The organism is Arthrobacter ruber (assembly GCF_002954225.1).
Lineage (GTDB): Bacteria > Actinomycetota > Actinomycetes > Actinomycetales > Micrococcaceae > Arthrobacter_D > Arthrobacter_D ruber.
Window position 1 is genome coordinate 39,384 of the sequence record NZ_PPTH01000008.1, and the last position, 21,543, is coordinate 60,926.

Annotated in this window: 17 protein-coding genes; 15 read left to right on the forward strand and 2 right to left on the reverse strand. The window is 62.0% G+C overall.

Annotated elements, in window-relative coordinates; genetic code table 11:
• Nucleotides 1-125 precede the first annotated feature (125 nt).
• Together CI785_RS00930 and CI785_RS00935 are read left to right on the forward strand one after the other, a co-directional pair.
• The gene (locus CI785_RS00930) at nt 126-1,418 is read left to right on the forward strand and encodes a Glu/Leu/Phe/Val family dehydrogenase (RefSeq protein ID WP_105030231.1); all 1,293 of its coding nucleotides are present in this window, start codon (nt 126-128) and stop codon (nt 1,416-1,418) included.
• A 150-nt stretch (nt 1,419-1,568) separates the two neighbouring features.
• Complete coding sequence (locus CI785_RS00935) at nt 1,569-2,777, forward strand: CaiB/BaiF CoA transferase family protein (RefSeq protein ID WP_105030232.1); 1,209 nt, start codon at nt 1,569-1,571, stop codon at nt 2,775-2,777.
• 67 nt (nt 2,778-2,844) lie between these two features.
• On the opposite strand, the gene CI785_RS00940 is transcribed toward CI785_RS00935, so the two are convergent.
• The gene (locus CI785_RS00940; protein WP_105030233.1) at nt 2,845-4,341 is read right to left on the reverse strand and encodes a PucR family transcriptional regulator; all 1,497 of its coding nucleotides are present in this window, start codon (nt 4,339-4,341) and stop codon (nt 2,845-2,847) included.
• Nucleotides 4,342-4,423: 82 nt separating this feature from the next.
• Here CI785_RS00940 and CI785_RS00945 point away from each other — a divergent pair, with 82 nt between their 5' ends.
• The 5 genes from CI785_RS00945 to CI785_RS00965 all read left to right on the forward strand — a co-directional run bounded on the left by CI785_RS00945 (nt 4,424) and on the right by CI785_RS00965 (nt 11,348).
• Nucleotides 4,424-5,824 carry an aminotransferase class III-fold pyridoxal phosphate-dependent enzyme gene (locus tag CI785_RS00945; RefSeq protein ID WP_105030262.1) on the forward strand — a complete coding sequence of 467 codons (1,401 nt, stop codon included), beginning with the start codon at nt 4,424-4,426 and terminating at the stop codon, nt 5,822-5,824.
• A gap of 316 nt (nt 5,825-6,140) precedes the next feature.
• Entirely contained in the window at nt 6,141-7,346 is a 1,206-nt protein-coding gene (locus CI785_RS00950) for an acyl-CoA dehydrogenase family protein (protein ID WP_105030234.1), read from the forward strand.
• A gap of 18 nt (nt 7,347-7,364) precedes the next feature.
• A complete protein-coding gene (locus CI785_RS00955) occupies nt 7,365-8,855 on the forward strand; it encodes an aldehyde dehydrogenase family protein (protein ID WP_105030235.1) in 1,491 nt (496 codons plus the stop codon).
• Nucleotides 8,852-9,751: a 3-hydroxyacyl-CoA dehydrogenase family protein gene (locus tag CI785_RS00960; protein WP_105030236.1), complete on the forward strand. Its 900-nt coding sequence runs from the start codon at nt 8,852-8,854 to the stop codon at nt 9,749-9,751. The genes CI785_RS00955 and CI785_RS00960 overlap by 4 nt, the downstream gene beginning before the upstream one ends.
• A gap of 409 nt (nt 9,752-10,160) precedes the next feature.
• Nucleotides 10,161-11,348 carry an acetyl-CoA C-acetyltransferase gene (locus tag CI785_RS00965; RefSeq protein ID WP_105030237.1) on the forward strand — a complete coding sequence of 396 codons (1,188 nt, stop codon included), beginning with the start codon at nt 10,161-10,163 and terminating at the stop codon, nt 11,346-11,348.
• 429 nt (nt 11,349-11,777) lie between these two features.
• Here CI785_RS00965 and CI785_RS00970 read toward each other — a convergent pair whose 3' ends face one another.
• Nucleotides 11,778-13,151 carry an NAD-dependent succinate-semialdehyde dehydrogenase gene (locus CI785_RS00970; protein ID WP_105030238.1) on the reverse strand — a complete coding sequence of 458 codons (1,374 nt, stop codon included), beginning with the start codon at nt 13,149-13,151 and terminating at the stop codon, nt 11,778-11,780.
• A 356-nt stretch (nt 13,152-13,507) separates the two neighbouring features.
• Between CI785_RS00970 and CI785_RS00975 the strand changes: the two genes are divergently transcribed.
• From CI785_RS00975 to CI785_RS01010, 8 genes are all read left to right on the forward strand, one after another.
• Nucleotides 13,508-14,971: an APC family permease gene (locus CI785_RS00975; protein ID WP_240614930.1), complete on the forward strand. Its 1,464-nt coding sequence runs from the start codon at nt 13,508-13,510 to the stop codon at nt 14,969-14,971.
• Nucleotides 14,972-15,015: 44 nt separating this feature from the next.
• Nucleotides 15,016-16,212, forward strand: coding sequence for a cytochrome P450 (locus tag CI785_RS00980; RefSeq protein ID WP_105030240.1), 1,197 nt, complete (start codon nt 15,016-15,018; stop codon nt 16,210-16,212).
• 81 nt (nt 16,213-16,293) lie between these two features.
• Nucleotides 16,294-16,485, forward strand: a complete 192-nt coding sequence (locus CI785_RS00985) for a ferredoxin (RefSeq protein ID WP_105030241.1) — start codon at nt 16,294-16,296, stop codon at nt 16,483-16,485.
• 37 nt (nt 16,486-16,522) lie between these two features.
• Entirely contained in the window at nt 16,523-17,752 is a 1,230-nt protein-coding gene (locus CI785_RS00990; protein WP_105030242.1) for an NAD(P)/FAD-dependent oxidoreductase, read from the forward strand.
• Between the two features lie 32 nt (nt 17,753-17,784).
• Nucleotides 17,785-19,218: a glutamine synthetase family protein gene (locus CI785_RS00995; RefSeq protein WP_205753534.1), complete on the forward strand. Its 1,434-nt coding sequence runs from the start codon at nt 17,785-17,787 to the stop codon at nt 19,216-19,218.
• On the forward strand, nt 19,215-19,931 hold the full coding sequence (locus tag CI785_RS01000) for a substrate-binding periplasmic protein (RefSeq protein ID WP_170068198.1): 717 nt from the start codon (nt 19,215-19,217) through the stop codon (nt 19,929-19,931). The genes CI785_RS00995 and CI785_RS01000 overlap by 4 nt, the downstream gene beginning before the upstream one ends.
• Complete coding sequence (locus CI785_RS01005; RefSeq protein WP_105030244.1) at nt 19,928-20,686, forward strand: gamma-glutamyl-gamma-aminobutyrate hydrolase family protein; 759 nt, start codon at nt 19,928-19,930, stop codon at nt 20,684-20,686. The genes CI785_RS01000 and CI785_RS01005 overlap by 4 nt, the downstream gene beginning before the upstream one ends.
• Nucleotides 20,683-21,513, forward strand: a complete 831-nt coding sequence (locus CI785_RS01010; protein ID WP_105030245.1) for a gamma-glutamyl-gamma-aminobutyrate hydrolase family protein — start codon at nt 20,683-20,685, stop codon at nt 21,511-21,513. The genes CI785_RS01005 and CI785_RS01010 overlap by 4 nt, the downstream gene beginning before the upstream one ends.
• The last annotated feature ends 30 nt before the right edge of the window (nt 21,514-21,543 follow it).

Below are 21,543 nucleotides of genomic sequence, written 5' to 3' on the forward strand. Positions count from 1 at the left end.
CTGAGGATCGCTGCTTGCTCGTGCCTGCGATCCTCAAGAATCGACACCTTTCCCCCGAATGCCATCCGCAGGCGCCTCTGCGCAAAGCATCACGTCCGTAGCAAGACCACAGCGAAGGTAAGTCAATGACGACAGATACAGAAGTCCCGATCACCCTGGAACCTGATCGTACCCAGAGCGCCGGTCCGCTCGTCGATGCCAAGGCCCAGCTGGCGTCGGCGGTGAAGACCTTGGGGTACGAGGAGGGGCTGCATCAGCTCTTGGCTCAGCCTCGACGGGAGCTGACGGTGTCCGTTCCGCTGCGGCGTGATGACGGTTCGGTTGAGATTCTCACCGGTCATCGGGTCCAGCACAACTTCTCCCGCGGTCCAGCGAAAGGGGGCTTGCGTTATTCACCTGCGGTGGATCTTGACGAGGTCCGCGCGCTGGCGATGTGGATGACATGGAAGTGCGCCCTTCTTGACGTTCCCTACGGCGGCGCCAAGGGTGGAATCCGGATCGATCCACGGAAATACTCCCAGGGCGAACTGGAGCGGGTCACGCGTCGATACACGTCCGAAATTCTGCCTGTCATCGGACCTGAACGGGATATCCCAGCTCCCGATATCGGCACGGACGAGCAGACCATGGCGTGGATGATGGATACCTACTCGGTCGCCTCGGGCTACACGGTCCCCGGAGTTGTCACAGGCAAGCCTGTATCACTGGGCGGCTCCCTGGGTAGGTCCTCCGCAACGTCAGCCGGCGTCGTCCACATCGCCTTGGCGGCCCTCGCTCACCGCGGTATACCGGTTGCCGGAGCGACAGCGGCGGTGCAGGGTTTCGGCAAGGTCGGGGCAGGAGCCGCACTTTTCCTCGCTCAGGCAGGAGTCAGAGTAGTCGCTATATCGGATCAGTACGGTGCTATTTATGCAGCCAGTGGTCTCGACATCATTGCGCTGAACGATCATATTGCCAGAACGGGGTCGGTTGTTGGTTTCAGCGCCGCCGAGCCATTGCCAGCATCGGATCTGCTGGAGCTGGACGTTAGCCTGCTGATCCCAGCCGCCATCGAGGGCGTTCTCCACAGTGACAATGCCGGGCGCGTTCAGGCGAAGATCATCGTCGAAGGGGCCAATGGCCCCACAACGGCCGGCGCTGATCAGATTTTCAAGGAGCTGGGGGTGCTTGTCGTTCCGGACATCCTTGCTAATGCCGGTGGTGTCATCGTCTCCTACTTCGAGTGGGTGCAGTCCAACCAGGCGTACTGGTGGTCAGCGTCCGAAGTGGACGAACGCCTGGAGCGCCGGATGCTCACCGCATGGCACCACCTCCTGGATAGTTCTGCCGCGCGCGGCCTGACATTGCGGGAAGCAGCTACCGTGACCGCGGTCGAACGTGTAGCCGATGCGCACCGCACACGGGGCCTATACCCCTGAGCTCTCCGGACCCCTCAGGCCAGTCAGGCTCACAAGGCAGCAGTTGCAGCGGGCAATTCGAGGGAAGGGGAGCTTTACAAGATCATCATCACCGTCAGGTACTGGAAGGTGCCGGTCGGGGCGGTCGAACAGTAATCGGAGAGATACGTGATGTGTAGCAACCCATCAGGCAGCACCGGCACCGCCGATGATACGACGACGGGGCAGCAGCCCCTGGAGGGGCTGCTTGTCGCCGACTTCTCACGGGTCCTTGCCGGACCACTGTGTACGATGACCCTCGCTGATCTCGGGGCGCGGGTCGTGAAGGTAGAGCGTCCCGGCGAGGGAGATGACACCCGTAGCTGGGGGCCCCCGTGGTCCGCGACGGGATCCACCTACTTCGACTCCGTGAACCGCAATAAGGAATCGGTGTGCCTGGATATCGCCGACCCGCACGATCAGGATCTGGCGCGCGAACTCGCTCTGCGTGCCGATGTACTTGTGGAGAACTTCAAGCCAGGTGGACTCGACCGGTTCGGATTGGGCTACCCTGCGCTGTCGGCGGACAACCCGAAACTGATCTACGTTTCCATCTCGGGATTCGGGTCTGCCGGCGGCCGCGACATCCCCGGTTACGATTTCATCGTTCAGGCCCTTGGGGGGTTGATGAGCATCACCGGCGACGCGGAGGGCTCGCCCTACAAGGCTGGTGTCGCCCTCGTCGATGTACTCACTGCCAAAGACGCCACCATCTCCATCCTGGCCGCGCTCCAAGCCAGGGCACGGACTGGGCGTGGCAGTCGCATCGAGGTGAATCTGCTGTCCAGCCTGCAAGGAGCACTGGCCAATCAGGGCCAGTCATACCTGGGAGCCGGGAAGGTGCCGGGCCGGATGGGAAACGCCCACCCGTCGATCGTGCCGTACCAGCTCCTGCAGTGTGCAGACGGACCGCTTGCAGTGGCGTGCGGTAATGACGGCCAGTTCGCCCGCTTCGTGGAGGAACTTGGCGCACTGCCCTTAGCATGGGACGACCGTTTCGCCAGTAACAGCGCCCGCGTAGAACATCGGGACGAGTTGGTTCCTTTGCTGGAGAACCTATTAGCTGCCGCTTCGACCCAGCAGTGGCAAGACCGGCTTACTCGGGTGGGTGTACCCGCGGGCCGAGTCGCCACAATAGACGAGGGCCTGACCTACGCTGAAACGCTCGGCCTGAAGCCCACTATCGCCCTTGAGAATGCGGCAGGGGTGAGCACCGACCACCAGATACGCCATCCCGCGCTCTGGGAGCCTCCCCTTAAACCTCGCACCCAAGCCCCTCCCCGTCTCGGCGAACATACCGACCAAGTGGTGTCATGGCTCTGCACTCGTGTCGCCGAATAAGGGGGGGATTTTCGAGGCAGTGTACCCTCGTACCAGGTAGGGCCTCCCGGTGAGGAGCCGTTCTGAATCAGTTCGGGCGTTGGCGTAGTGCCAGCCAGAGGGGTGCGAAGACATCAGGGTCATCAAGGCTAACCCCCAGTAGCGACTGGGCTATTCCGATGCGATGACGTACCGAGTTTCGGTGAATCCCCAAGTCCCGTGATGCGTTTTCCCAGTGGCCTCTGTGACGTAGGTACTGGAATACCGTTGCGACCAGATCCGCCCGAGAGTAGGCGGCCAAGGCCTGCACCCAGATATCTGCCTGCGCGTCCTGCCCGCTGCTGACGGCGACCAGCAATCCCGCCGGTGCCTGTTTCACTGCCTGACGTACAGAGGGGACGGCACCTGGAACTTCGCTCAATGACACCGGGTCGCTGAGGGCTCCTGCCAAGCTCTCGCGGGCGTCCTCAAAGGAAACACGCGAAGCATCAGGTTCAGGTGTCCCTTCATCTGCTGTCAACACTACGTAGAGGACACCGTTTTCCTCGTGGCGCAGGAGACAGGTCGCTAGCGCAGTGCCTAAAGCAGGCAGACCGGCGTCGTGATCCAGCAGCGGGGCTGCTCTCACCAGCGACGACGCATCATCATCAGGATGCATCCTGAGCCCGAGAACGCGTACGCGTGCTGGCAGGTCCTGCAATCCAACGTCCACAGCGAGCATCCGTGCTGCTTCGGTTTGACCGTGCAGAATCAGTTTCGCTACAGCCGAGCCAAGGGCAGCGGTGGCACTGGAAACGACTTCACGCTGGCGAGCCTTAATGGCGAGCAGAATACACACTGTGACGATGACCTGCCGGTCCGCGGCCGTCAGCGTACGGCCGGGACCGATGGCTAGAAATCCGTGGATATGGTCACCGGAAGCGATGGGGTATTCCACGACAGGCTGGCCGTGAAGCTCGAAGGTAGCCGCGGAATGAGCGCCCGTCCGGTTCAGTCTGAGCGTTTCGGCATGCAGCAGGGGTACGAGAGATTTTGTATCAGCGGGCCAGAAGGTTTCGGTACCGGAATCTACAGGCAGGTATGCAGCCCACCCACCGAGGGCCTGAGCCAGTCCCCGAACGACGGCGGAGGTTGCATCTGGCCGCATGGCGGCTCGCGCCAGCGCCGTTTGGGTACCAAGGCTTCCCATCAGGTCGGCCTGCCCGCTACGAGCTGATAGGCCCCAGAACGCGCGGGAAACGTGCTGGAACGGTACACCGTCGGGCACCGTCAGTAAATCGATGCCGGCCTTTGAACATGCTTCTTCGAGATAGTCCGGAACTTCGGCCAACCAAGGACCGAGACCGATGCCCAGCGCATGGACCCCTTTGGCACGAAGCCGATGAACGTAGGCGCTGGTGGCAGCCCGTTTACCGATCAGTGGCATACCCGTGGTGAGGAGCAGCTCGCCGCCTTCAAGATACGGCGTGGGATCCTCAAGCTCCGATACATGCACTCCGCTCAGTTGGCGGGGGCGAAGCCCCTGCCCTCCTACCGTCGCAAGGTGAGGACCGAGCTGCGCGCTGAGTTCAACCAGGGATACCATGGATAAAGTGTCTTATAAATCGCACTTGTTTGGCTAGAGTGCTCAATGACGGGACCCTATTCGACTCCGTAGCGTGGTCAGCATGACCGAACTTCCTCACACCCCGCTGCACAGTACGCTGCCACAGTCCCGCCACCTGACCACGGCTGTGCCTGGTCCGCGCTCCAAGCAGCTCCACGCCGAGCGCCTCGCCCATGTGAGCGACGGCTTCGGTATCGTCCTTCCTGTCTTCGTCGATCGCGCCGACGGAGCGATCATCCAGGACGTCGACGGTAACCGCTTCATCGACTTCGCTTCCGGGATCGCCGTCACGAGTGTCGGTGCCGCGAACCGCAAGGTGCGCGAACGGGTTGCCGCTCAGCTGGAGCGATTCACCCATACCTGTTTCATGGTCACCGAGTATGAGTCTTTCACCCAGGTCTCCAAGTGGCTCAACGAGCACACCCCGGGGGACTTCGATAAGCGCACCGCCCTCTTCTCCACAGGAGCAGAAGCCGTGGAGAACGCGGTGAAGATTGCCCGCTCCGCGACCGGTCGGCCTAACATCCTTGTCTTCGACGAGGCATACCATGGCCGGAGCCTCCTGACGATGGCGATGACCGCCAAGGAAAATCCGTACCGGCTCAACTTCGGCCCGTTGCCCGGGGAGGTTGTACGCGCGGCATCGGCGAATCCCCTTCGGCCCTCTGCGTCCACCACCGGTGATGCGATGACTGCCGCCCTTGCGTCGGTGGAAGAAACGCTCGCTCAGCATGGCGCCGATACCTTCGCCGCCATGGTTATCGAACCGATTCAGGGTGAAGGTGGGTTCATCGTACCGGTGCCCGGGTTCTTGGCAGGGCTGCGCGAAATCGCGACGAGGCACGGCATCGTTCTGGTACTGGACGAGATCCAGACCGGCATGGGCCGCACCGGCGCACTGTATGCCAGTGAGCACGAGGGCATTGCAGGGGATATCACCTTGTCCGCCAAAGCTCTTGCCGACGGTCTTCCCCTGTCAGCCGTGACGGGACGCACCGAATTACTCAATGCAGTCCATGTGGGCGGATTGGGCGGCACCTATGCGGGTAACCCGCTAGCGTGCGAGGCTGCACTTGCGGTCTTCGAGGAACTGGAGGACGGCGAACTGCTCGCAAACGCTCGCACGGTCGAGACCGTGGCACGAGAACTCCTCGAACCTCTGGTCGAGGAGACGGCCATCGTCGCTCAATTCCGTGGGCGCGGGGCGATGCTCGCCCTCGAATTCGCCGACGCCACGACGCTGGATCCTCGCCCGGATCTCGCCCGTGCGATTTCGAGCGCCTGCCATGCGCAGGGTGTTCTGACCTTGACCTGCGGTACCCACGGCAACGTCATCCGCCTCCTGCCACCTTTGGTCATCTCCGAGGATCTGCTGCGCGACGGCCTGGGCGTGCTGCACGACGCGATCCTCGAAGCGAACGCCGCGCTCAGGGCGCCGGTACTGGTCGCCGACACACCGTAAACCCCACCCGGAGAATCCACCCGGGCACCCTGGGGAAGTTCGACCGGTTCGAGGTCCATCGGGCGTCCAGACTCCGTCGATCGCGCATCATGACGCTAGAGCACGATAGTCGCAGGGTGCGGCAGTGCAGCTGGAGTCGTAGTGGCAGGATCGCGTGTAGTACGTGCTCGGTTGGGTGTTACCCCCAACCAACACCGAGTTTGCAGCATCCACCAGCAAGTTCGAGGGTGGGTCTGAATCGGGCCTGACAAGGCCTCCTGACCGGGTACAGGCGGGATTTCCACGCTGCAGTTTCGTTTTGAGAAAGAGGACCATCGTGACCACCACCACCGAAGCAGCCGCCCGAGCCGGCGTCGAGACAACCCTGGATCCAGCCGATCTCATCGACTTCGATTCCCTGCTCACGCCGGAGGAACTTGCCCTGCGCAGCAAGGTGAGGTCCTTCGTGGACGCGCAAATCAAACCCAACGTTGCAGGGTGGTACGACCAGGCGTACTTCCCGCTGGAGATCGTTCCGGAAATGGCCAAGCTCGGACTGCTCGGCATGCACCTGTCCGGCTACGGCTGTGCCGGGCGTTCGGCAGTGGAGTACGGTCTTGCCGGTGCTGAGCTCGAAGCCGGCGACTCGGGACTACGAACGTTCGTCTCTGTTCAGGGATCGCTTGCCATGAGTGCGATCTCCAAGTGGGGATCGGAGGAACAAAAGCAGCAATGGTTGCCGGCCATGGCAGCGGGTGAAGCCATCGGATGCTTCGGGCTCACCGAGCCGTCTGCTGGATCTGATCCGTCCTCGATGAAGACTTTCGCCCGACAGGACGGAACCGATTGGGTCATCAATGGAAGCAAGCGATGGATCGGCCTCGCCAGTGTCGCTCAGGTCGCGGTCATTTGGGCGATGACCGATAACGGGGTCCGCGGATTCGTGATTCCCACCGATACTCCAGGTTTCCGCGCTACGCCTATCGACCAGAAACTGTCGATGCGGGCCTCCATCCAATGCGACATCGAATTGACCGATGTCCGCTTGCCCGCCGAGGCCGTCCTGCCGGACGCCACGGGCCTGAGGGGGCCGTTCTCGTGCCTCAACGAGGCCCGGTACGGCATTATCTGGGGCGCCATGGGCGCTGCCCGCGACTCGTTCGAGGCAGCTCTGTCCTACTCCAAGGACCGGCTTCAGTTCGATAAGCCTCTTGCCGGTTACCAGCTCACTCAACAGAAACTCGTCGACATGGCGCTCGAGATCAACAAGGGGTTCCTGCTGGCCCTGCACCTTGGCCGGCTCAAAGACGCCGGCCGGTTGCAGACGCACCAAATCTCCGTCGGCAAACTCAACAACTGCCGGGAAGCGATCGCGATTGCCAGGCAAGCCCGCACCATTCTTGGTGGGAACGGAGTGACCCTCGACTACTCGCCGTTGCGTCATGCCAACAACCTGGAGTCAGTGCGGACCTATGAGGGCACCGATGAGGTCCACACCTTGATCCTCGGCCAAAAACTCACCGGCACGCCGGCGTTCCGGTAGGAGAACGGTCAAACTCGCATGCCCTCATTAGCACCAACAGCACCTATCGAACTTCGGCACTTCATCGCTGGCCGCTGGGTCGAGGGGACGTTATCGCCTCTGATATCGGATAACCCTGCCCGCCCCGACGATATCGTCGCGACCGGTCAGCAAGCCGGCCCGGCCGAGGTGTCCCTTGCCATGGTTGCAGCCAGTGCTGCTGCGCGACCCTGGTCTCGCAGGTCTATGCACGAGCGCGGCGCTGTCCTGTTGCGCACAGCCGATCTCCTGGCAGAGCAGGCCGACCGGCTTGGCCTGGAGTTGGCGCGGGAGGAGGGCAAGACGCTGTCGGAGGCGACCGCCGAAGTCCTTCGCGCCGCGCAGATCTTCAGGTACTACGGTCAGGCAGGTGATCGCTCCGCAGGGGAAGTTTTTTCATCCCCACGGCGCGGTGAACGGATCCTCGTTACTCGCAAACCGTTGGGTGTGATTGGCATAGTTACCCCCTTCAATTTTCCCATTGCGATTCCTGCTTGGAAGATTGCTCCCGCGCTCGTTTACGGGAACACCGTGGTCTGGAAGCCGGCCAGCACGGTGCCGCTTCTGGCCGTTCGGCTCGCCGAGGCCCTGGAGGAGGCCGGGCTACCTGAGGGGGTGCTGAACCTCCTTCTGGGACGAGGTTCTTTGGGTACTGCTCTGGTCGAGCATCGTGGGCTCAGCGGACTGACCTTTACTGGATCGACGCGAGTCGGCCGTGAACTCGCTGCCGCTGCAGCTTCGCGCGGGGTGCCTATACAGGCGGAGATGGGCGGGAAGAATGCATCTGTCGTTCTTGCTGATGCTGACCTGGAACTCGCTGCCGATCAGGTGTTGCTGGGCGCATTCCGCTCATCAGGTCAAAAATGTACAGCAACCTCGCGCCTCATCGTTGATGAGAGGGTCGCGGATGACTTCCTCGGGCGACTTCAAGATCGCCTCGGGCAGTGGATCGTGGGGGACCCTACCGTCAGGGGTGTACAGATGGGGCCTCTGGTCAGCGAACCAGCGGCAGAGACCGTGCGACGAGGTATTCGCGCGGCGCTGGCTGACGGGGCGACCGTCCTCCACGAGGGACAGGCGCCTATCGATGGAGCAGGTTCCCGGTGCTTCATCGCCCCCACTATTCTGGAACTTTCAGGCGCCCGTAACGCAGCCGCCCAGAATCCTGCATGGTGCAAGGAGCTCTTCGGGCCGGTCCTGACAGTTCGCCGAGCCTCAGGCTCCGAGGATGCCTTCCAGCTAGCCAACGACAGTGCATTTGGACTTGCCGCAGCCGTCTTCACCCAGGACGTCACGCGCGTTCTTGATGCCTTGGACGAGATAGATGTCGGTGTCCTGCACGTCAACTCCGAGTCGGCGGGCGCCGATCCCCATGTTCCGTTCGGTGGCGCCAAGAACTCCGGCTACGGTCCCATGGAACAAGGCGGCGCGGCCCAAGACTTCTATACGCACACGATGACGGTCTACCTGCGCGGAGGCACTCCAGCATGAACACCCTCATCAAGAACGTCCTGGTCGTCGGCGCCGGTGTCATGGGGCGCCAGATCGCCATGTCCGTTGCCCTTGCCGGATACCAGACGACGGTTCAAGATATTTCCAGCGACATGCTCGGTGCTGCCCAATCCAACCTCAACTCCTGGGCGGAGGGACAGGTAGCGAAGGGAAAACTCGACCGGGTAGCGGCCGACACCACCTTCGACCGTCTCTCTTGGACCACCGACCTCGAGGATGCTGCGTCCACCGCCGACCTTGTGGTCGAGGCAGCCACCGAACGGCTGGACATCAAAACTGAGATTTTCGCGACGTTGGGTCGGTGCGCACCCCCGCACGCGATCCTCACAACCAATTCCTCAACGCTAGGTTCCTCGAAGGTTGCCGGAGCCACCAACCGCCCCGACAAGGTGTGCAACCTCCACTTCTTCAATCCCGCTTTGGTGATGAAGTGCGTCGAGGTCGTCCGCCACGAGGGAACCTCGCAGGGCACTGCGGATACAGTCCTCGAGTTCGCCAGGCGACTCGGAAAGCAACCCGTTCTGCTGGCACGGGAGATCCCGGGCTTTATCGCCAATCGACTCATGGGCGCCTTGCAGCACGAGGCCCTCGCCCTGGCTGGCGCCGGGATTGCTACCAAGGAAGACATTGACATCACCGCCCGGGCCGCCCTGGGCCACCCGATGGGACCCTTCGAGCTGATGGACATGATCGGTCTGGATGTCATCGACTTTATTGCTCAAGCAATCCATGCCGAAACACGCCAGGACGTGGACAAGCCCGACCCCACCGTCGCAGCGCTGGTCGCCCAAGGGATGCTGGGGCGCAAGAGCGGTGCTGGATTCTACGTCTATGGACATGGGCCGGCTTCCTCCACGCCAAGGAAGAGCACTTGAAAACGTCCGGCAACCGGCAGACGGTCCTCAACACCGTGTGGAAGGCCCGGCATCAGAAGCAGCAACAGCTATCGTTGCGACACCGTGATGCGGGTAGACCACACAAGTACTGTCCCGTTAACGGGCGGAGCGCCTGGAGACCGCACAAGGACCGCCCCTTCTGTTGGTTCTGCTCCGCCGCCGATCTTCTACGAACAGGACGTCGGTACTCTATGAGCCACCAGAAATAAGGCCGTCTCTAACTGCCTTAAATGTTGCACATCCCGGGTCATGTTGCCGACATTCCGGTGGTCTCTGAGATCAGGCATCGCCCATCACCCTGCAACGAAACTCGTAATCCGCCGTACATCGACATCAGGTGAATCGCCCAGAGACATTGTTGGACGGCTTTCGCCTTTGAGGAGAACCTATGAATCCCGCCGACGTCGTCATCCTGGCTGGTGCCCGCACCGCCCAGGCCAAGATCCTGGGCCAGCTGGCGACCTTCAGCGCGCCACAACTGGGCGCACACGCGATCAGCGCAGCGTTGCACCGTTCTGGAGTCACCCCTGAGCAGGTCGACTATGTGGTCATGGGCCAGGTCCTGCAAGCTGGAGTCGGGCAAAACCCGGCGCGTCAGGCGGCCGTCGGAGCGGGTATTCCCCTGAGCGTTCCTGCCGAGACCGTGAATAAGGTCTGCCTATCAGGGCTGACCAGCATCATCAGCGCTGCTCGTATGGTTCGTAGCGGAGAAGCCGACGTCGTCGTCGCAGGTGGCCAGGAGTCGATGACCAATGCCCCGCACCTGGCCCTCGGCGTACGCCAGGGTAAGAGTTACGGCGACCTTTTGCTGGAGGATTCGGTAGCCAAGGACGGTCTTGTTGATGCCGCCGCGGAGAGATCCATGGGATCACTAACGGAGGGCGGTAACGCGACACGCGGCATCTCACGAACGCAGCAGGACGAAATCGCCGTAGCCAGCCATCATCGCGCGGCGCAGGCTGCTTCCGAAGGTGTTTTCGATGAGGAAATCGCTCCGCTGACGGTTCCGCAACGCAACGCCAACCCGCTCGTGGTGGATCGTGACCAGGGTATCCGCGCCGAAGCGACACTAGAGTCGATGGCTAAACTGCGCCCGGCATTCGACCGGCCTGGAACGATTACGGCCGGTAACTGCTCACCGCTTACCGATGGCGCCGCGGCGGTCGTACTCGCAACTCGCAGCTACGCCGAACGCCACGGATTGCGATACCTCGCTGTCGTTGGCGCTCCAGGGCAGGTGGCCGGCATGGACACCTCCTTGCACTCCCAACCTTCGCACGCCATCAAGCACGCCCTGGCCAGGGCGGGGTGGTCTGTGCACGAGTTGGACTTCATTGAAATTAACGAGGCATTCGCCTCTGTGCTCGTTCAGTCACTGCAGGACCTAAACTACCCGTTGCAAAAAACCAACATCCACGGGGGAGCCGTGGCGCTGGGTCACCCCATTGGCGCCTCCGGTGCCCGGCTGGCACTGCACGCGTCCCTGGAATTGGCTCGCCGTGGCTCGGGCAAAGCCGCTGTGTCGCTGTGTGGCGGTGGAGGACAGGGCGAAGCGTTGCTACTGTACCGGGACTGATCCTTCATCACGCCCTCCTTTTTCCCTCCTGCAATGGCCATCACAGGAGGAAGACAGTCCTGCCAAACAAACGGCCGTGGCTCCACAACCCAACGAGGGGATGGGGAGCGCACGACCTACTGATGACCAGCCCGAACCGAAAAACAATGAGGCCCGAGATTGGGGATCCTCGCCGCCCAGATTAGGCCTCACAGCAGACCAGCAAATTGGAGGCCCGGGCCAATGCCGAGCCCTCGTGCTCATCGAGGCACGGGAGCAGAAACTCATCGAGGCACGGGAGCAGAAAGTTGTAGACGTGACAACATCAGGTCCTCCAAACGCGTCAGGCATGTACTGTCCAGGGCCGAAGGGCAGACAGTGATGCCCGGGAGGGACGGGTGCGCGGCGGCCGTCCCTCCCGGTCGAGTCAGCAGGTCAAAAGTGGGCGCCTCATACCGGGAGGTGGATAAGCTTCTTGTTCGCGAACTCCTCGAGGCCGTACTTACCAAGCTCTCGACCGACGCCCGAGCGCTTGACCCCGCCGAAGGGCAGGTCCGGGGCGGACTCGGTCACTTCGTTGACGAAGACCATGCCCGACTCCAGTTGCGTGGCCACGCGGCGTGCTTGTTCCAGGTCGGCACTGAACACCGAACCCCCAAGCCCATAGGGTGAGGAGTTCGCCAGTTCGACGGCGTGGTCAGCGTCCTTGACCTTGTAGACGACGGCGACAGGGCCGAAGATTTCTTCCGCATAGGCCCTCATGTCAGGTGTGACATTGGTGAGGACAGTAGCTTCCATGTAAGCCCCTGCGCCGTCGATGATGTGGCCCCCCGCTGCAAGCGTGGCTCCCTTGCTGACGGCGTCCTCAACGATTTCCATGACGTCCGTACGTGCCTCGACGGAGGATAGCGGACCGAGCACGGTTGCGGGGTCCGCCGGGTCGGCAGGTGTAATGCCCGCCATGGCGTCGGAAAATGAGGTGAGGAAGTCGTCATGGACATCTTCGACCACAATAAAGCGCTTTGACGCGGTGCACGCCTGTCCGGCGTTCCCGACACGGCCGCTGACGGCTTTGGTCACGGTGCGCTGAAGGTCATGCCCGTCCAGCACGATAAACGGGTCCGATCCTCCCAGCTCAAGGACGACCTTCTTCAGGTGCCGGCCCGCGATTTCCGCGACTGCAGCACCAGCAGGCTCGGAACCTGTCAGCGATACACCCTCGACCGACGGAGCCGGAACCACCAGGGTCGAGACCTGCTTCCCGGATGCCAGCAGGTTGATGTAGACGTCCTTCGGGAATCCAGCGTCGTGAATAAGCCGCTCCTGGATCAGCGCGGCCTGCGGGACGTTGCTGGCGTGCTTGAGGAGGATCGTGTTGCCCAGCAACAGGTTGGGCGCCACCAGTCGGGCCACCTGGTAGAAGGGATAGTTCCACGGCATGATGCCCAGGATCGAGCCGGTGGACTGCAGCACGACCTCGGCCTGTCCACCTAGTGACGACGTGAGCTTTTCGGGCTTGAGCAGTGTCTGGGCATTGTTGGCGTAGTAGCGGTAGATATCGCGGACAATCTGGATTTCGCCGCGCGCCTGACGGATGGGCTTTCCCATCTCCTCCGTGATGATTCGGGCCAGTTCCTCCTCACCCTCCTGGTAGAGGTCGGCTAGCCGGTGCAACAGCGCGACGCGCTCCTCGAGCGGCGTTCGGTTCCACGAGCGGTACGCCGCAGCGGACCGGTCCACGGCGTCGAGTATCTGGGCATCGGTGAGGCTGATGAACTCCTGCACCGTCTCCCCGGTAGCTGGATTCACTGTTTTGTAAGGCATCGGAGCTCTCCTCGTACATCAATGGGACGTGCTGATCAGGTAACCATGGGTGATCAGGGCTTCGGTCGCGGGGGCTAAAACTCGGGTAGTCAGTAGGAGTAGACAATGTGACGTAGCTGACACACAATGGAAACATAAAGTTTCTAATGTTTAGACCTGAGGCATCCAGAGTACGTCCACTGGTGGCCTTCAGGGAAGGCATCGGGAGGGTTTCGCAATGCGACTCTTCCCTTCGGCTCCATGAATCATTGCTCCACTTCCTCCTCTCCGGCCCCGTACCTGCCGGTCGCTGGCTCGGACTACTTCTACAGATGGAGACGCTTGTGTCAACGAGCGAGAACACCGATTCCCACCTCGTGGATCACACCCACGACGCGGACGCAGCGCGCCTTGCAGCGCTGGGATACACCTACGACAAGCAGTTCAAGCGGGAGATGAGCTTCTGGGGCAACGTCTCTTTGGGCTTCACCTACCTCTCCCCAGTTGTAGGCATTTACACCCTCTTCGCCGCTTCCATGACTGCTGGCGGACCTCCAATGCTGTGGTCCCTGCTCATCGTCGGAGCAGGCCAGCTCCTCGTCGCCCTGGTTTTCGGCGAAATCGTCTCCAACTACCCCGTTGCCGGAGGCGTCTATCCCTGGTCCCGGCGCCTTTGGGGCAAGAAGTGGGCATGGATGAACGGGTGGGTCTACGCCGTCGCCCTGCTCGCGACCATCGCCGCAGTCGCCTACGGTGCCGGGCCCTTCCTCAGTGCGCTCCTGGGCTTTGAGTCCAGTGTCGCAACTACTGTCATCAGTGGACTCATCGTCTTGGCCATCGCGACCGGCATCAACCTGGCCGGGACCAAGGCCCTTAGCACTGTCGCCATGGTCGGGCTCATTGCCGAGCTCGGCGGAGCCCTCGTCGTAGGCGTCCTGCTCCTGGTGTTCGCCCGCAAGAATGACCTTTCCGTCCTCTTCAACACCTTCGGAGCTGGCGAGGGCAACCACTACTTCTTCGCTTTCGCCGCCGCCGGACTCCTGGGCATTTTTCAGTACTACGGGTTCGAAGCCTGCGGTGATGTCGCTGAAGAAATCTCCGATCCAGGACGCCGCATCCCCAAAGCCATGCGCCTGACTATCTATATCGGCGGCTTCGCCGCCACCTTTGTGTGCCTGTCCCTGATCCTCGCCGTCCCCGACATCTCGGCCGTCATCAACGGTACGGACGTCGACCCCGTCGGGACGACCCTGCTGGGCGCCTTCGGCCCCTTGGGCTACAAACTGGTGTTGGCCGTCGTCCTCGTCTCCTTCGTCTCCTGCGTCATGAGCCTGCAGGCCGCAGCTTCTCGCCTCATCTACTCCATGAGTCGCGACAAGATGCTCCCTGGCCACCGCTTCCTCAGCCACTGGAACGACCGGCTCGATGTACCGCCGTTCGCCCTGCTCGTGGCAGGAGCCATTCCGGCCATCATCATCATCGGGTCGATCGTTTCTGAGAACGCACTTGTAGCGATTGTCTCCTTTGCCTCCCTGGGCATTTACCTCGGATTCCAGATGGTCGTCCTGGCTGCCCTGCGAGCACGGCTCAAAGGCTGGAAGCCATCGGGCCCCTTCACGCTGGGGGGTTGGGGTATCGGGGTGAACATCCTCGCCCTGTTGTGGGGCCTGATTGGTATCGCCAACATCGCCTGGCCCCGATACCCGGAACTGCCGTGGTTCGAGAACTGGCTCACCATCCTTTCCGCCATCGTCGTGGTGGCTTTCGGGCTGCTTTACATGGCGCTGCGGCGGCCGCACGACAACAGCCCCGCACCCCACGGCGACGCCTGCCACGCCTAGCTGCCGGCACCTCACATGATCGACAACCACCGGAAGGACCTCTCATGACGACCACCGTCGAAGCTCCCTACTTCAACATCTCCGATCCCGCCTTCGCGATGCACTCCGAAGCGGTCCGCAACGCACGCGAACGCAGCTGGTACGCCAGGACCAACTACGGCATCGCCGTTCTGCAGTACGAGGACGTTTCCAAACTGCTCAAGAGCCCCAAGCTCCGGCAAGGATCGGCCCGCTGGCCCGAGCACAACGGCGTCCACTCCGGCATCTTCTACGACTGGTGGACCAAGAACCTTCTGGTCCTCGAGGGCGAGGACCACCACCGCATCCGCCGGCTGTTGAATCCCGCCTTTTCCCCGAAGATGATCGCGTCCTTGGTGCCCCGTTTCCAGGCCCTGGCCAACGAACTCGTGGACGCGTTCATCGACAAGGGCCGCTGCGAATTCGTCCAGGACTTCGCGGAGCCCTACGCCACCCGAGTGCTGACCATCCTGCTCGGCATCGACGAGAACGAATGGCCGAAAATTGCGCAGCTCGCATCAACCATCGGCCTTGCCCTGGGTGTCACCCTCAAGCAGGACCTGTGGAAGGTGGAAGCCGCCGTCGAGGAGCTCTACGCCTACGCAGAAGACCTCATTAAGGACCGGCACCAGAACCCGGGAGACGACTTTGTGTCCAAACTGGTTCTGGCCAATCGTGACGGCGACCGGCTTTCAGATCCCGAGCTGCGCAACGCTCTCGTCCTGCTGATTTTCGGAGGCATGGACACCACCCGTAATCAGCTCGGACTCGCTATGCAGTCCTTCATGCACCACCCGGACCAGTGGGAATTGCTGGCGCAGCGCCCCGAACTGGGCGGCAAAGCCGTCGAAGAGGTCATGCGCATCAACCCCACCGTCACGTGGGTCACCAGGGAGGCCGTCGAGGACTTTGAACACAAGGGCCTGACCATCGAGGCCGGTACGACCGTGCACCTGTTTACCCAGGTTGCGGGAACGGACCCCCGGGCCTTTCCCGAACCGCAGATGGACCTTCTCGGAGAGCACGCCGCGCACTACGGGTTCGGCGGCGGCGTCCACCACTGCCTCGGCCACTTTGTGGCACGAGCCGACATGAGCGAAGCGCTGCCACTGCTGGCAGCGCGCATGTCCAACCCCCGCATCGCAGGCGACGACGAGTGGATGCCGGATTCCGGTAACACCGGACCGGTCCGGCTGCCCATCACCTTCGACAAGCGGTCCTGATTCCGTTCGACGTTACACACCACCTTCACCCCAGCGCATCGCTGACCGCCCCGCCAGGCACTTTGGAAAGGATCAAGAACCATGAAAGTACATGTCGACCGCAAGTTGTGCGACAACCACGGCCAGTGCGCTATCGCCGCACCGGATGTCTTCCGCATGAACGACGACGGTGTCCTCGAATACGACGAGAACATCACCGACGACCAGGTTGATGAGGTCGAAGAAGCTATCGATGTCTGCCCGGTGCAGGCCATCCTGCTGGCCTCCGACTGATCCAACCACCAACCCTTAATCCTCGAAGGAATTCCTCATGGTGAACACCACAGAACGGCGCATCGTCGTCGTCGGAGCTTCGCTGGGCGGCTTGCGGGCAGCTGAACAGCTTCGTGCGGCTGGCTGGGATGGCGAGATCGAGGTCATCGGGGATGAGCCCTACGCACCCTACAACCGCCCTCCCCTGTCAAAGGAGCTCCTTGCCAACCCGGGTCTCTCAGCCGATGAAGCTCTCGCGAAGGTTGCCTTCCGACGGAAGAAGCAGACTGAGGATGTCACCTTCCGTCTCGGCTCCGCCGTGGTCTCCTCGAACCTTCAGGAACGGGTCCTGCGCCTTGCTGACGGCACCCAAGTAACCTTCGACGGTCTCGTCATCGCCAGTGGACTGCGCGCACGCCGGCTGACTGCACCCGGACCCATGGGGGGCAGGCACGTCATTCGAACCCTTGATGACAGCTTGGCCTTGCATTCCGAGCTGAAACCCGGCACCCAGGTCGTTGTCATCGGCGCCGGCTTCATCGGCTGCGAAGCCGCCGCCACCGCTTTGGAACTGGGCTGCGATGTCACCCTGGTCGAGGGCGGCAAAGGACCCATGCACCGACCTCTCGGCTCCGATGTTGCCGAGGCTTTCCGCCGCCGATTGGTAAGGCGCGGTATCACGTGCCTGGCTGATCGCCATGTCGAGAAATTCGAGGCCTGTGACACCGATTCCACCAGAGTAGGCGCTGTCGTCCTGGCTTCAGGTGAGCGCCTACCTACGGAGGTGGTCATAGAGGCAGTCGGTTCCGTGCCCAACGTCGAATGGCTCGAAGGCAATGACCTGAACCTCACTGACGGCGTGCTCTGTGATGAATGGCTTCGCCCGGTGGGAACCAGCAATGTAGTCGCCGTCGGAGACATCGCCCGATTCCCGGATCTACGGCTACGCCAGACACCGCGCAGAATCGAACATTGGGCCACTCCCGGAGACACCGCCAAGACAGCCGCACGTACCCTCACCGCCGATCTTGCCGGCGCGTCCCTCCCTGATCCGTGCGACGCACTACCGAACTTCTGGTCGGACCAATTCGGCCTACGCATCTCCGGACTCGGCAGCCCCGCTCTGGCCGATGAACTCGCCGTCATGGAAGGCACCCTGGACGACATCGACGCCGGGATCGCGGTCGGTTACTGGCGCGACAGCGTCCTCGTCGGCGTTGTTGTTGCGGGCCTGCCAGCGCAGCGGCTACTGCAGTACCGCACCCAACTGACTGCTGCCGCGGTCTAAGCACTTCACATTTCCCTAGAAAGAAGAAACCAATGACGCTCACACCGACCAAAGACGTAACGGACATGTACAAGGCCCTGTCAGAGCTCATGCTCGATAACACCGCCCTCGACCGCCACATCCAGGCCAACCTGCAGCCCGACGTTATTGCCGAGATGCGCAGCAAAATTGAGGCAGCCGGCGTCGAATACATCTACTACATGCTCCCGACCCTTGGAGCCAGGAACATTGCGAAGATGGTGCCTGCCAACCACTTCGCCCGCAACCTCGAAAAAGGCATCGCCTTCCACCGCACCGCGCTGGCCGACCTGCAAACCTCCCGTCTTGGCCACCTCATTGGGGGCGGCATTGAAGCCAAGGAGTTCGTCGGTATCCCAGAACCGGAAACCTTCACCGTCCTTCCCTGGGACACCAAGGTCGCCCGGATATTCTGCACCGCCTACGAGCCCACACACCTTCCGGAGGTCGGCGGCCGGCCCCTCGCACTGGACTCGCGGCACCTTCTGCGCATCATGCACGCGGCCTTCAAGCAGGTACACGGCCTCGAGGCACGCTCAGGTACCGAACCGGAGATGACATGGGAAGGCGAAGGGCTGGACGTGAAGACCAGGCCCGGCGGATCACCGGCCTACCAGGTCGAGAACCTCGAACGAATGCGCCCGATCTACCAGCGCCTGGTCACCTACGCCAAAGCCATGGGCCTGGACATGATCGAGGGAGACTACGAGGACGGCGGCCAGCTCGAACTGAACTGGATGTACGACAACGTCGAACTCACCGCCGACCGGCTCGTCACCTACCGGCAGATTTGCAAGCAGGTTGCCCGAGAGTTCGGAGTGACAGCATCCTTCATGCCGAAACCCGCCATCGGCACCATGGGTAACGGGTGTCACCATAACCTCAGCCTCTGGGACGGTGACACCAACGTGCTCGTCAACGAGGGCGTGGACGAACTACACATGAGCGATATCGGCCGGCACGCTATCGGCGGCATCCTCAAGCATGCCTCGGGCGCAATGCTGATCATGGCTTCGACCGTCAACTCATACAAGCGCTTCTGGGACATCGGGCAATTCGCACCCTCCACCATTGACTGGGGCCTCGATTCCCGTGCCGCGCTCATCCGCATCTCCGCCAACGGTCGCATGGAGTTCCGCGTGCCCGACGCAATGGTCAACCCCTACCTCTCCCATGCAGTGCTGCTCGCGGCCATGTCCGAAGGAATCCTGAAGCAGATCGATCCGGGCAACCCTGCCGGGGACGGACTTCCGACACTGGATCACGGAATCCTGCCCCGGACCCTTGGTGAAGCCATCCAGGCGTTCAAGGACGACAAGCTCGTCCACGACGCGATGCCTGAGAAAATGAAGGACGTTCTCATCGAACTCAAGGAAGACGAATGGGCCCGCTACTGCGGGGCCGTCACCGACTGGGACCACGACATGTACTGGGAGTCCATCCCGTGACCGGAGTACTACGACTCGCCTGCATCGACTCCGAAGCAGCCCCGCTCTTCGACGCGAGCAAGGACGGCAAGACACGCACCGGATACGAACCGGAAGCCGCAGCGCTGGTTGCCCGCCAGCTGGGTTACACCCTCGAATGGGTGTTCACCGATTGGGACGATATGATTCCCGCCGTGCAGCAGGGCCGCGCTGACGCCGTGTGGTGTGGGCAAGGAATCATCCCGTCCCGACAGGAACAGCTGAACTTCACTCGCCCCTACGCCGTCTTCAACGAGACAGTTCTTGTGCGCGCAGGTGATCCTGCGAGAAAGCCAGAAGATCTCGCTGGCTACCGGATCGCAGCCATCGCCGGAAGCGCAAACATGCGACTGGCGGACACTTTCGATGGTGGCATCACCATTCCGTTCGGCAGCTCCGCTGACGTATTCGGGGACATGATTGCGGCGCTGCGGAAGGGCACAGTTGATGCCATGGTCGACGACGATGTCGTCACCGTTCCGCTAGGCGACGACCCGGATTTCGACATTGCTTTCACGGCCCAGACCGAGAACCCCTGGGGGATCGGCATCGCCAAGCACAACCAGGAACTGCTGCAAACCGTGGACACAGCACTCGGTGAGGTCATCGCCGACGGGCGACTTGAACCGATTTGGAACAAGTGGATGCCTGACCTGCCCTTCCCTCCCGCACTGTTGAAAGGCACACGCTCATGACCCAGGGCACAGCACGCACCCCGCTCATCGGAGTTACCGGAATGTGGTCGAACTCGGTGCATGGCCTGCGTTTTGACGGGCTCGCCGCCGCCATCGAGGTCCTGCGCTCCATCGTGCGCGCCGGAGGAGAGCCCGTCATCCTTTTCCCCGGATCAGAAACAAACCCCAATGAACGGTACGACGCCCTCGACGGTGTCGTCGTACCCGGCGGTGCGGACGTCGACCCGACCCGCTACGGAGCCCAGGCCGATGCGACAACCAGGGTGACCGACCATCCGGGGCAGGACGAGGCAGACCTTACGGTCATTCGGGGTTGCATCGAGCGCAAGATTCCTCTCCTGCTCATCTGCCGGGGTATGCAACTGCTCAACGTGGACCGAGGCGGCAGTATGACCCAGCACATACCGACGTCGCCGATCAACCACGTCGACAGCACGCACCTCGTCGACGTCGCCCCGCACTCCAACCTAAGCCGGGCCCTGCACGGGCAGGATCCCATGGTTTCCTCCTACCATCATCAGGGGGTCGATCGACTCGGGAAGGACCTGGTCGTCGTCGGTCGCGCCGAAGATCACATCGTCGAAGCGTTAGAAATCCCGGGCGTACCCATGATCGCCATCCAATGGCATCCGGAGGACAATGCCGTAAGCAGCCCCACGGATCACGCGCTCTTCCAGTGGGTCGTTAATGCAGCGCGAGACCATCACGCGGTCAAGAACGAACGCCGGCCGGCACATCAGGAAGTGAGCGCATGAGCAGGCCCCCCTTGTACCTCTCCCAAGACGATGTGACACCCTCCGGTACGCAGGAACTGCCGGAGGATGCGCCGCGGGTGGCCGTCGTCGTCTCCCTGAACTTTCCAGGGCTCACCGCGCAGACACTCGAGCTGATGCGTCGCTTCACCCGGACAGCACTGCAAACCCTTGTCGACGTCGGAGCAAGGCCGATTCTCGTGGACTCCAGCGCACCTGAACTCCCGGACCCCTCCATTACCGGGACAGCCGACGGAGTACTCGTCCTGGGGGGAGGGGACATTGATTCCTCTCTCTATGGAGTGGAGGGGCCGGTGCCCAACGAATACGGCGTCGATCCACGTGCTGATGTGTACACCATGCAACTCATCGACCAGACCCTGGACCGCGACGCTCCGATGCTGGCGATATGCCGCGGTTCCCAACTGCTCAACCTCACGTGCGGAGGGACGATCATTCCAGACCTCGATCCGTGGCACCTGCATCGTGGTGGACCAGGCCAGCCCGTCTTCCTCGATGAGGACGTCACCATTACCCCGGGCAGTAAACTCGCCGGCATTTTTGAATCTGAAAAGATCACCGTACGCTCAGGCCATCATCAGGCGGTAGGGAAGATTGCGCCCAGCTTGACACCCAGTGCCGTCGCCAATGACGGAATCGTCGAAGCCACTGAACATCAGCAAGCTACCTGGGTGGTTGGTGTTCAGTGGCATCCAGAGGATGACGATGGGTCTGCTGAGGATCGACGGAATCTCTTCACGGCGTTCGTGGAGCAGGTGCAGTCCAACGGCCGCCGAGCTTCTCGCGCTTCGATGACTAAAGGCCACTGAACGCCATAGCTAAAGTGCGATATGCAGGCA

Coding starts and splice junctions, on each gene's coding strand:
- CI785_RS00990 (WP_105030242.1), top strand. CDS start 16,523: ATGGTGAACACCACAGAACGGCGCATCGTCGTCGTCGGAGCTTCGCTG.
- CI785_RS00955 (WP_105030235.1), top strand. CDS start 7,365: ATGCCCTCATTAGCACCAACAGCACCTATCGAACTTCGGCACTTCATC.
- CI785_RS00945 (WP_105030262.1), top strand. CDS start 4,424: ATGACCGAACTTCCTCACACCCCGCTGCACAGTACGCTGCCACAGTCC.
- CI785_RS00980 (WP_105030240.1), top strand. CDS start 15,016: ATGACGACCACCGTCGAAGCTCCCTACTTCAACATCTCCGATCCCGCC.
- CI785_RS00965 (WP_105030237.1), top strand. CDS start 10,161: ATGAATCCCGCCGACGTCGTCATCCTGGCTGGTGCCCGCACCGCCCAG.
- CI785_RS01010 (WP_105030245.1), top strand. CDS start 20,683: ATGAGCAGGCCCCCCTTGTACCTCTCCCAAGACGATGTGACACCCTCC.
- CI785_RS00960 (WP_105030236.1), top strand. CDS start 8,852: ATGAACACCCTCATCAAGAACGTCCTGGTCGTCGGCGCCGGTGTCATG.
- CI785_RS00970 (WP_105030238.1), bottom strand. CDS start 13,151: ATGCCTTACAAAACAGTGAATCCAGCTACCGGGGAGACGGTGCAGGAG.
- CI785_RS00995 (WP_205753534.1), top strand. CDS start 17,785: ATGACGCTCACACCGACCAAAGACGTAACGGACATGTACAAGGCCCTG.
- CI785_RS00935 (WP_105030232.1), top strand. CDS start 1,569: ATGTGTAGCAACCCATCAGGCAGCACCGGCACCGCCGATGATACGACG.
- CI785_RS00985 (WP_105030241.1), top strand. CDS start 16,294: ATGAAAGTACATGTCGACCGCAAGTTGTGCGACAACCACGGCCAGTGC.
- CI785_RS00930 (WP_105030231.1), top strand. CDS start 126: ATGACGACAGATACAGAAGTCCCGATCACCCTGGAACCTGATCGTACC.
- CI785_RS01005 (WP_105030244.1), top strand. CDS start 19,928: ATGACCCAGGGCACAGCACGCACCCCGCTCATCGGAGTTACCGGAATG.
- CI785_RS00940 (WP_105030233.1), bottom strand. CDS start 4,341: ATGGTATCCCTGGTTGAACTCAGCGCGCAGCTCGGTCCTCACCTTGCG.